Here is a 9,545-nt window from a genome sequence, read left to right as displayed (position 1 = left end):
GACGGCAAACTGCTCGACCAGGCGCGCCTCGGTGGGCAGTTTGTCGCCGGGCAAAAGGCGTCCTTGGCGAATTTCGGCGGCGAGTTGTTCGCCCACTTGGTCAGACAATCGGGCGCCGCTGGTGACGGGGGTGAAGTGGTGGCTCATGACTTGTCATACAAAAGACAAGTTGCCAAGCATAGCCGCAACGCAACGGCTGCGTGTGTGGCGCGCTGAACTTGTGCTGTGGGTGGCGGTCTGCAGTCCACGGACCTGCGGTGAGTTGGTATGTGTAGGTCGACAGCTTCAGCTCCGACGTTGGTGGTTTGGCGCAGGCACTTGTCGGGGCTGAAGCCGCCGACCTACGGGGATGCGGTATGTGTGTAGGTCGACAGCTTCAGCTCTGACGTTGGTGGTTTGGCGCAGGCACTTGTCGGGGCTGAAGCCGCCGACCTACGGGGATGCGGTGTGCGTGTAGGTCGGCAGCTTCAGCTCCGACGTTGGTGGTTTGGCGCAGGCACTTGTCGGGGCGAAGTCGTCGGTTTACAACTTTGTTTAAAATTACGAATAGGTAAATCTATTTATCTATAGTAAATTATCGGTTGTTGCACCAGAGGGTGCTTTTGAAGAGATCGGAGACCGTTCATGGGTGCCTACATCAACCCGATTTATCCCTACAAGTCGCCCGCCGACCTGATGGCCACGCCGCCGTTGCGCAAACCTTTGATCGTGATTGGCGCAGGGCCGGTGGGCTTGGCCGCCGCCATCGATGCCCGCTTGCAGGGCCTCGATGTGCTGGTGCTGGACGACGACAAAACCGTCTCGGTCGGCTCGCGGGCGGTGTGTTACGCCAAGCGTTCGCTCGAAATCCTGGACCGCCTGGGCATTGCCAACGAGGCCTGCCAGCTGGGCGTGAGCTGGAACATCGGCCGCACCTTCCTTGAAGAAGACGAGGTCTACCAGTTCAACCTGGTGCCCGATGCGGGTCACAAGCGCCCCGGCATGATCAATTTGCAGCAGTACCACGTCGAGGAGATGCTGATCGCCCGCGCCCTCGAATTGGGGGCCGACATCCGCTGGCAGCACAAGGTCACGGCCGTCACGCGTCACGACACACACGCCACGCTGACGGTGGAAACGCCCGAAGGCAACTTTGACATCGAGGCCGAATGGCTGGTGGTGGCCGATGGCGCACGCAGCCCCATTCGCCGCCACCTGGGGCTGGACATCGAAGGCCGCGTGTTCCAGGACCGATTCTTGATTGCCGACGTGATCATGAAAGCCGACTACCCCGCTGAGCGCTGGTTCTGGTTCGACCCACCGTTTCACCCCAACCAAAGCGTGTTGCTGCACAAGCAAAGCAACAACGTCTGGCGCATTGACTTTCAGCTCGGCTGGGACGCCGACCCCGAAGAAGAAAAGAAGCCCGAAAAAGTCATCCCGCGCCTGAAGGCGATGCTGGGCGACGAGCGCCCGTTTGAGCTGGAGTGGGTCAGCATCTACACCTTCCAGTGCCGCCGCATGACCGACTTTCGCCATGGTCGTGTGCTGTTTGCGGGCGACGCGGCGCACCAGGTCTCGCCCTTCGGTGCACGCGGGGCCAACTCGGGCTTTCAGGACGCGGACGATTTGATGTGGAAACTGGGCCTGGTCATCAAGGGCCAAGCCAGCGAGAAGTTGCTCGACACTTACGCGATGGACCGTCAGTTTGCGGCCGACGAGAACATCATGAACTCGACGCGCTCGACCGACTTCATCACGCCCAAGAGCCGCACCAGCAAAACATTCCGCAACCAGGTGCTGGCGCTGGCCAAGCACCACCCGTTTGCGCGCAAGCTGGTCAACTCCGGCCGCCTGTCGGTGCCGTCGTTTTTGACGCAATCGGTCCTCAACACACCCGACGCAGACGCGTTTGAAGGCCAGATGGTGCCCGGCGCACCGATGGACGACGCCCCCGTGCAATTGGACGGCCAAGACGCCTGGCTGCTGGACCAGGTGGGGCGCGGCTTTGCGGTTTTGCACTTTGTGGATGCTGCGCCCGATGCCCAGACGCTGGCCACGCTGCAAGCGCTGAAACAAAACGCGGTGCCGGTGGACAGCCTGATCGTGTCGCGCCAGGCCCTGCAGGTGCCCGGCTTCCGAGTCTTGGTGGACGCGCAAGGCTGGATGACCAAGCGCTACGGCGCCCAGCCCGGCACCACCTATTTGCTGCGCCCCGACCAGCATGTGCTGGCCCGCTGGCGCAGCCTGGACAGCGCCCGGCTGCAAACGGCCATGGCCCGTGCCTTGGGGCAAGTGGGCGAACAGGCCTGAATGGAAGAGAGAACAGACATGCCCACAGACACCCCCACAGCACTGAACACCGCGCCGAATTTTCATGAAGCTGGACGCCGCTTCTTCCGTGACTTCTCACCCGGCGACGAGTTTTATGAACACCTCATCGACGCGCACAACGGCCTGAGCGACGAACAAAGCGAGGCGCTCAACGCCCGTCTGATCTTGCTGCTGGCCAACCACATCGGCGATTTGAAAGTGCTGCGCGAGGCGCTGAAAGCCGCGCGGGCAGGGGCTTGAGCGTAAGCAGTTGAAGGGTTTTTGTAGGAGCTTGCCCCGCAAGCGAAAAGCCTGCAAACCACACAAGCGCGCAATCGCCAGCAGGGCTGGCTCCTACCACAGAGCGTCCGTGGCGATGCCGTGCAGCCTTCAACGCCGGTGCAAGACCCACTGGGCAAAGGCGGCCAGCAGGCTGAAGGCGAGCATCATCCAGCCCAGGTTGACGGCGCCTTCGTGGCTGACCAGCCCGACCAGATACGCCCCTGTGGCGCCGGTCAGTTGCTGCATGAGGCCCGCCACTGCGGCGGCTGATCCGGCCAGCGCAGGCACCACGCCCACGGTGCCTGCCAGCGCAGGCGGGTTGAGCAGGCCATGACCGAAGCCCAAAAGCAGCAAGGGCAGGGCCACGGCCAGCGGATTTTTCAGACCCGCCAGGCCCAGGGCCAGCATGATCACCAGACCCGTGAGGGTGAACACCTGGCCTGCGGCCATCATGCGGCGCTCGCCCATGCCTTGAATCAGGCGCGAGGTCATGAAGTTGCCCACGATGTAGGAGATGGGCACGGCCATGATGAACCAACCGATGCCGTCAGGGCCGATGCCATAGCCCTTGAGCACGATGGGCGCACCGCCCAGGAACACGTAAAAGGTGGCCGTGGTGGCGGCGAGGATGACCACATAGAGCAGGAAACGCGGCTCACGCATGAGGCGCCGGTAAGCGCTGAACATGGCGCGCAGCCAGTGGCTGTCGCTGGTGACGGGCGGCTGGCTGCTGGGCAGGCCCCGCCAGGCGGCGATCGCCAGTGCCGGGGCCAACAGGGCCAGCACCCCAAAATTGGCTTGCCAGCCCCAACGCACATGGATTTGCCCGCCGAGCAAGGTGGCCAGAGGCGGAATCAGACCCAGTGACATGCCCACATAGGCCATGACCCGGGTGCGCTGGTGTCCTTGAAACAGGTCTTGCACCAACGAGCGACCGACCACCATGCTGGCGGCGCTGCCCGCACCTTGCAAAATGCGCGCGGCCGTGAGCCAGCGGATGTCGGTCGCGAACACGGCCAGCGCCGAGGCCACGCCCGCAATCAAGAGCCCCACGAGCAAGAGCGGCTTGCGGCCATGCAGGTCGGACAGGGGGCCATAGACCAGTTGCAGGCCGCCATAGGCCACCACGTAGCCGCTGAAGGTCAGCTGCACATGGGCCTGGTCGGTGGCGAAGATGGCGCCCCATTCCTGCATGGACGGCAGGCACAAGGTCATGGCCAGCAGCCCAAATGCGATTTGGGCCAGCAAGTTGGCGATCAGCCAGGGGGAGTGGCTGCGGGCATGGGCGGGGTGATCGGTGTGCGAAGCAGATGGGGTCATGAAAGGCCAAAGAGGGAGGGCGCATGACCCACAGGATCAGCCCAGGCAAGGGCTCAAGGACGCTGCAACTTGAACACTGCTGTGCCGGCCATGAGGTTGGGCAAAAACCGCACTTCGTGGCCGTGTTGCAGGCCAAACGCATCGAGGATGCGCAAATCGTTCTTGCCGGCCAGGTCGGCAAAGTCGGCATAGGTGCCCACGCGGATGTTGGGCGTGTCGTACCACTGGTAGGGTAGGCGCTTGGTCACCGGCATGCGGCCACGCAGCACGCTCAGGCGGTTGAACCAGTGTGCAAAGTTGGGAAAGGCGACGATGCCGATCTTGCCCACGCGAGCGGTCTCGCGCAGCATGGTTTCGGCGTTGCGCAGGTGTTGCAGCGTGTCGATCTGCAGTACCACATCAAACGATTGGTCGGCAAAAACTTTCAGGCCCTGGTCAAGGTTGAGCTGCAACACGTTCACGCCACGCTGGGCGCAGGCCAGCACATTGGCGTCGTCGAGTTCGACGCCGTAGCCGGTGCAGCCGTTGTGCTTTTGCAAATAGGCGAGCAAAGCACCGTCGCCACAGCCCAGGTCGAGCACGCGTGCGCCTTGCGGCACCAGGCGGGCAATGGCTTGCATGATCAAAGGGTCGCTCATGCGGCACCTCCCAGGCTGTTGGCGATCTGGCCGAAGTAGGCCCGCACCACGTTCATGTAGCGCTCGTCGTCGAGCAAAAAGGCGTCGTGGCCGTGCGGGGCGTCGATCTCGGCATAGCTCACGTCACGGCGGTTGTCGATCAGGCCTTTGACGATTTCGCGGCTGCGTGCCGGCGAAAAGCGCCAGTCGGTGGTGAAGCTCACCAGCAAAAACTTGCAGATGGCACGCTCCAGCGCTTGCGACAAATCACCGCCAAAGGCGCGGGCGGGGTCGAAGTAGTCCAGAGCCCGGGTGATCAACAAATAGGTGTTGGCGTCAAAGTACTCGCTGAACTTGTCGCCTTGGTAGCGCAAGTAACTTTCGATCTGGAATTCCACTTCTTGCGTGGAGTATTTGTAGCCAGTCGCGCTGTTGACGGCATTGCGCAATTCGCGCCCGAACTTTTCGTTCATCACATCGTCGCTCAAATACGTGATGTGACCAATCATGCGGGCGATGCGCAGGCCACGCTTGGGCACCACGCCTTGCGCGTAAAAGTGGCCGTCGTGGAAGTCCGGGTCGGTCACGATGGCGCGGCGGGCCACTTCGTTGAAGGCGATGTTTTCGGCGTTCAGGTTGGGCGCGCTGGCCACCACCACCGCGTGCTTCACGCGCTCGGGGTATTGCAGTGTCCAGCTCAGGGCCTGCATGCCGCCCAGACTCCCGCCCATCACGGCGGCCAGTTGTTCAATGCCCAACGCGTCGAGCAAGCGGGCTTGTGCGTTGACCCAGTCTTCTACCGTGACCACCGGGAAGTCCGCGCCATAGACGCGGCCGGTGTCGGGGTTGATGTGCATGGGGCCGGTCGAACCAAAGCACGAACCCAGGTTGTTCACGCCGATGACAAAAAAGCGGTCGGTGTCGAGCGACTTGCCTGGGCCAATCATGTTGTCCCACCAGCCCAGGTTTTTGGGTTGGTCGGCATAGACCCCCGCCACATGGTGCGAAGCGTTGAGCGCGTGGCAGATCAGCACCGCGTTGGATTTGTCGGCGTTGAGCGTGCCGTAGGTTTCGTAGCTCAGCGAATAACCACGGATGGACGCGCCACTTTGCAAAGGCAAAGGGGCCTCAAACAGCATGCTTTGGGATTCGGCAATCAGCATCGAATGTGTTCAGGTGTACAAAAAACAAAACCCGGCTTCGCAGTCAGCTGGGCCGGGCTTCAAAGGGGGATGAAACACACGCCATTTAGCTGAATTTCGGGACTCGGAGATCCCGGCGCCCGCAATCGGGTTCAAATCGGCGCAGTGGAGCAGTATAAATCCAAGTGTCCGCCCACAAAAAAGCCCACCACAAGGGCGGGCTCATGGTCATCAGGGGGCCTGTCAAGCCCCCGATGGTGTTTCAGGCGGCTGCGAGCCAGTAACCTGCGTTGAATGGGCTGCTCATGCGCAGCGCCAGGGGCGAGACATCCACCAGTTTGTCGGTGGGCATTTTTTCACCCTCTTCAACCGAATCGGCCATCACGGCGACTTCGGTTTGTGCCTCATTCGCCCGTCCTGCTTGGCTGTTTTGCGCAGAACGGGCTACAGAAAAGAATAGAAGCATCGGAAGGGTATTTTCCGGTCTCCCCAGTAATCGGCTGTGTCGCGGAAAATGTCCAGCAATTGCTCGCGGGCTTCCTTGTCGAACTTGGCGTGTGCGGGAATTTGCTCCAGTACCACGATGAAGCCAGGCTGTGGGCCAGACTTGTGCAAAGGATCGGTCATGCAGTCGTACAAGGCATCAAAGTTTTTGCCAAAGTGCGAGGGCAATGTGAACTGCGCACCAATGAGGTCCAGCACGTCTTGTTTGCTCTGGGCTTCAGCCAGGTTGGCGTACAAAAAGTGGTGGCCCAGGCCTTGGGCAGCATCTTGCAAGTCGCTCACGCGGTAAGCGCGGATCGACTGCACGATGTTGGACCGCACGCCCTTCAGGGGCGCCTCTTGGTCATGACGAATCGGCGTGTCCATCTCCGTGGTCTTTCTTTAAAGCTAAAAAATCAGTTCTTGTCGACAATCATGCGAAAACTCGCGTAATGGTCTGAGGTGTAGTAACAGGCTTTGGGTTCTTGCGGGACGGGTCCGCCGCAGACGATGCGGCGAGCTCCTCGGTCTCGTGAGCCGGGTGTCCTGACGGTGTATTCGCGGTAAAACCCTCGCGCCTCGCGGGGCAGGAGGCGCTCGCGATTGCCAAAAACCGTACCATCCTTTTCATAGCGAAAAGGACCACCCTTGAGGATGAGTTGGTAGGTTTCCTGACCTTCGCGGGGCAAATCTTGCACCGACAGAGTCGATAAAGTTTGCGTTTCTGGGGTGGATCTGGAATGCACCGAAACAGTGCAAGCCATCATTGCCAAGCCAAGCAACACTGCTGCGCAGTGTTGAAAAAACCCGGTTTTTTGCGCGACCCTCATGAAAACACCTTTCAGGAGCTCCGGGTTAACCCGAAAACTCGAAGGCGCTAGTGTGATGCAATTGTCATAAAAATGCAAGTGCTTGTCTGTTGAACAGGTAAGCACTTGAGGGTTATGGACCCGACATCAGGACGGGATCAGGACAGATGTGCTCAGCGCGCAGCGTTGGCGTCGGCCACTGTCAGCGCCGTCATGTTCACAATTCGGCGCACCGTGGTGCTGGGCGTGAGGATATGGACCGGCTTGGCCGCACCCAGCAATACAGGCCCCACCGCGATGTTGCCACCGGCTGCGGTCTTGAGCAGGTTGTAGGCAATATTGGCGGCGTCAATATTTGGCAAAACCAGCAAATTGGCGTCGCCCATCAAGGTGCTGTTGGGCATGATGGCTTTGCGCGAAGCCGCGTCCAGTGCAACGTCGCCGTGCATTTCGCCATCCACTTCCAGCCAGGGCGCGTTTTGACGCAGCAAGTCCAACACCTGCCGCATCTTGACGGCGCTGGGCTGGTTGGACGAGCCGAAGTTGGAATGTGAAAGCAAAGCCGCCTTGGGCTGGATGCCGAAACGGCGCATTTCTTCGGCGGCCATGACGGTGAATTCGGCCAACTGCTCGGCCGTGGGGTCGTAGTTCACATGGGTGTCCACCATGAAGACCTGGCGACCCGGCAGCATCAAGCCGTTCATGCAGGCGAAGGTGTTGACCCCTTTGCGCTTGCCGACCACCTGGTCGATGTAGTTCAGGTGCATCGGGTTGGTGCCCCAGGTGCCGCAGATCATGCCGTCCACATCGCCTTTGTGCAGCAACATGGCGCCAATGAGCGACAAACGGCGGCGCATTTCGATCTTGGCGATCTGCTGGGTGACGCCTTTGCGCTCGGTCATGCGGTGGTAGGTCTGCCAGAAATCGCGGTAGCGGTGGTCCATTTCGACGTTGACAACGTCGTAGTCCAGCTCTTCCTTCAGGCGCAGGCCGAATTTTTCGATGCGCTCGGCAATCACGGCCGGGCGGCCGATCAGCGTGGGGCGGGCAATGCCTTCGTCCACCACGATCTGGGCGGCACGCAGCACGCGCTCTTCCTCGCCCTCGCTGTAGGCGATGCGCTTTTTCAAGGCGCGTTTGGCGGCCGTGAAAATCGGCTTCATCATGGTGCCCGAGGCGTACACAAAGCCTTGCAGGCGTTCGCGGTAAGCGTCCATGTCGGTGATGGGGCGTGAGGCAACGCCGGATTCGAATGCGGCTTGGGCCACCGCCGGGGCGATCTTCATCATCAGACGTGGGTCAAAGGGCTTTGGAATCAGGTACTCGGGGCCAAAAGCCAGAGGCTCGCCCACATAAGCGGCGGCCACGACTTCGCTTTGCTCGGCCTGCGCCAATTCGGCAATGGCGTACACGGCAGCGATTTCCATCTCCAGCGTGATGGTGGTGGCTCCGCAGTCGAGTGCGCCCCGGAAGATGTAGGGGAAGCACAGGACGTTGTTGACCTGGTTGGGGTAATCGGTGCGACCCGTGGCCATGATGGCGTCGTCGCGCACGGCTTTGACGTCTTCGGGGTTGATCTCGGGGTTGGGGTTGGCCAGCGCAAAAATCAGCGGCTTAGCGGCCATGGACTGGACCATGTCTTGCTTGAGCACACCGCCTGCCGACAGGCCCAGGAACACGTCAGCACCGGCAATCACTTCGCGCAGGGTGCGGTGCTCGGTTTTTTGCACGAACTGGATCTTGTCTTCGTCCATCAGCTCGGTGCGGCCTTCATAGACCACGCCCGCCAGGTCGGTGACCCAGATGTTCTCGCGTGGAATGCCCAGCTTGACCAACAGGCCCAGGCAAGCCAGGGCCGCAGCGCCCGCGCCCGAGGTGACCAGCTTGATCTGCTTGGGGTCCTTGCCCACGACTTTGAGGCCGTTCAGGATGGCCGCACCCACCACGATGGCGGTGCCGTGCTGGTCATCGTGAAAGACCGGGATCTTCATGCGCTCGCGCAGCTTGCGCTCGATGTAGAAGCAATCCGGTGCCTTGATGTCTTCGAGGTTGATGCCGCCAAAGGTCGGCTCCAGCGACGCGATGATCTCGACCAACTTGTCCGGGTCTTTCTCGTTGATCTCGATGTCGAACACGTCGATGCCCGAGAACTTTTTGAACAACACGCCCTTGCCTTCCATGACCGGCTTGCTGGCCAGCGGGCCGATGTCACCCAGGCCCAGCACGGCCGTGCCGTTGGTCACCACCCCCACCAGGTTGCCCCGGCTGGTGTACTTGAAAGCATTGGCCGGGTCTTTGACGATTTCCTCGCAAGGTGCGGCCACGCCGGGGGAGTAGGCCAGGGCCAGATCGTGCTGGTTGACCAGTTGTTTGGTGGCCGCGATGGCGACTTTGCCGGGGGTCGGAAACTCATGGTACTCGAGCGCCGCTTTGCGCAATTGGGCGCGTTTTTCTTCGGCTTGAACCTTGTTGGTCATGGATGTGCTCCGCTGTAAGTTTTTTCCAGTGGGCTGCTGGGGTTCAGCAGCCTTCTTGTGTCCGTTCGAACACATGGGTGGGCGTGTCGAATCGGTGGTCGTTTCATTGTAGGCCCCGGATTA

General features: G+C 61.0%; 9 protein-coding genes. 2 read left to right on the top strand and 7 right to left on the bottom strand.

Features of this window, described 5'->3' with window-relative positions; genetic code table 11:
- On the bottom strand, positions 1-147 hold a 147-nt coding region (locus AMM33_RS10015), incomplete at its 3' end, for a GntR family transcriptional regulator (protein WP_194945365.1).
- A gap of 477 nt (positions 148-624) precedes the next feature.
- Between AMM33_RS10015 and AMM33_RS10010 the strand changes: the two genes are divergently transcribed.
- Both AMM33_RS10010 and AMM33_RS10005 read left to right on the top strand, forming a co-directional pair.
- A complete protein-coding gene (locus AMM33_RS10010) occupies positions 625-2,292 on the top strand; it encodes an FAD-dependent oxidoreductase (protein ID WP_090140900.1) in 1,668 nt (555 codons plus the stop codon).
- An 18-nt stretch (positions 2,293-2,310) separates the two neighbouring features.
- Entirely contained in the window at positions 2,311-2,553 is a 243-nt protein-coding gene (locus AMM33_RS10005) for a DUF2783 domain-containing protein (RefSeq protein WP_090140930.1), read from the top strand.
- 129 nt (positions 2,554-2,682) lie between these two features.
- On the opposite strand, the gene AMM33_RS10000 is transcribed toward AMM33_RS10005, so the two are convergent.
- The 6 genes from AMM33_RS10000 to AMM33_RS09975 form a co-directional block, all read right to left on the bottom strand.
- Positions 2,683-3,894: a Bcr/CflA family efflux MFS transporter gene (locus AMM33_RS10000; protein WP_090140898.1), complete on the bottom strand. Its 1,212-nt coding sequence runs from the start codon at positions 3,892-3,894 to the stop codon at positions 2,683-2,685.
- Positions 3,895-3,947: 53 nt separating this feature from the next.
- A complete protein-coding gene (gene metW, locus AMM33_RS09995; RefSeq protein ID WP_090140896.1) occupies positions 3,948-4,532 on the bottom strand; it encodes a methionine biosynthesis protein MetW in 585 nt (194 codons plus the stop codon).
- Positions 4,529-5,674, bottom strand: coding sequence for a homoserine O-succinyltransferase MetX (locus AMM33_RS09990; RefSeq protein WP_090140894.1), 1,146 nt, complete (start codon positions 5,672-5,674; stop codon positions 4,529-4,531). Before AMM33_RS09990 ends, metW begins: the two co-directional genes overlap by 4 nt.
- A 423-nt stretch (positions 5,675-6,097) precedes the next feature.
- Entirely contained in the window at positions 6,098-6,523 is a 426-nt protein-coding gene (locus tag AMM33_RS09985) for a barstar family protein (RefSeq protein WP_053173472.1), read from the bottom strand.
- A 29-nt stretch (positions 6,524-6,552) separates the two neighbouring features.
- Entirely contained in the window at positions 6,553-6,966 is a 414-nt protein-coding gene (locus AMM33_RS09980) for a guanyl-specific ribonuclease (protein WP_090140893.1), read from the bottom strand.
- Between the two features lie 152 nt (positions 6,967-7,118).
- Positions 7,119-9,422, bottom strand: a complete 2,304-nt coding sequence (locus AMM33_RS09975) for an NADP-dependent malic enzyme (RefSeq protein WP_090140891.1) — start codon at positions 9,420-9,422, stop codon at positions 7,119-7,121.
- Positions 9,423-9,545 lie beyond the last annotated feature (123 nt).

The sequence above is a fragment of the Limnohabitans sp. DM1 genome (genome assembly GCF_001269385.1).
GTDB lineage: Bacteria > Pseudomonadota > Gammaproteobacteria > Burkholderiales > Burkholderiaceae_C > Limnohabitans_A.
This window is presented reverse-complemented; position numbering and strand designations above follow the sequence as displayed.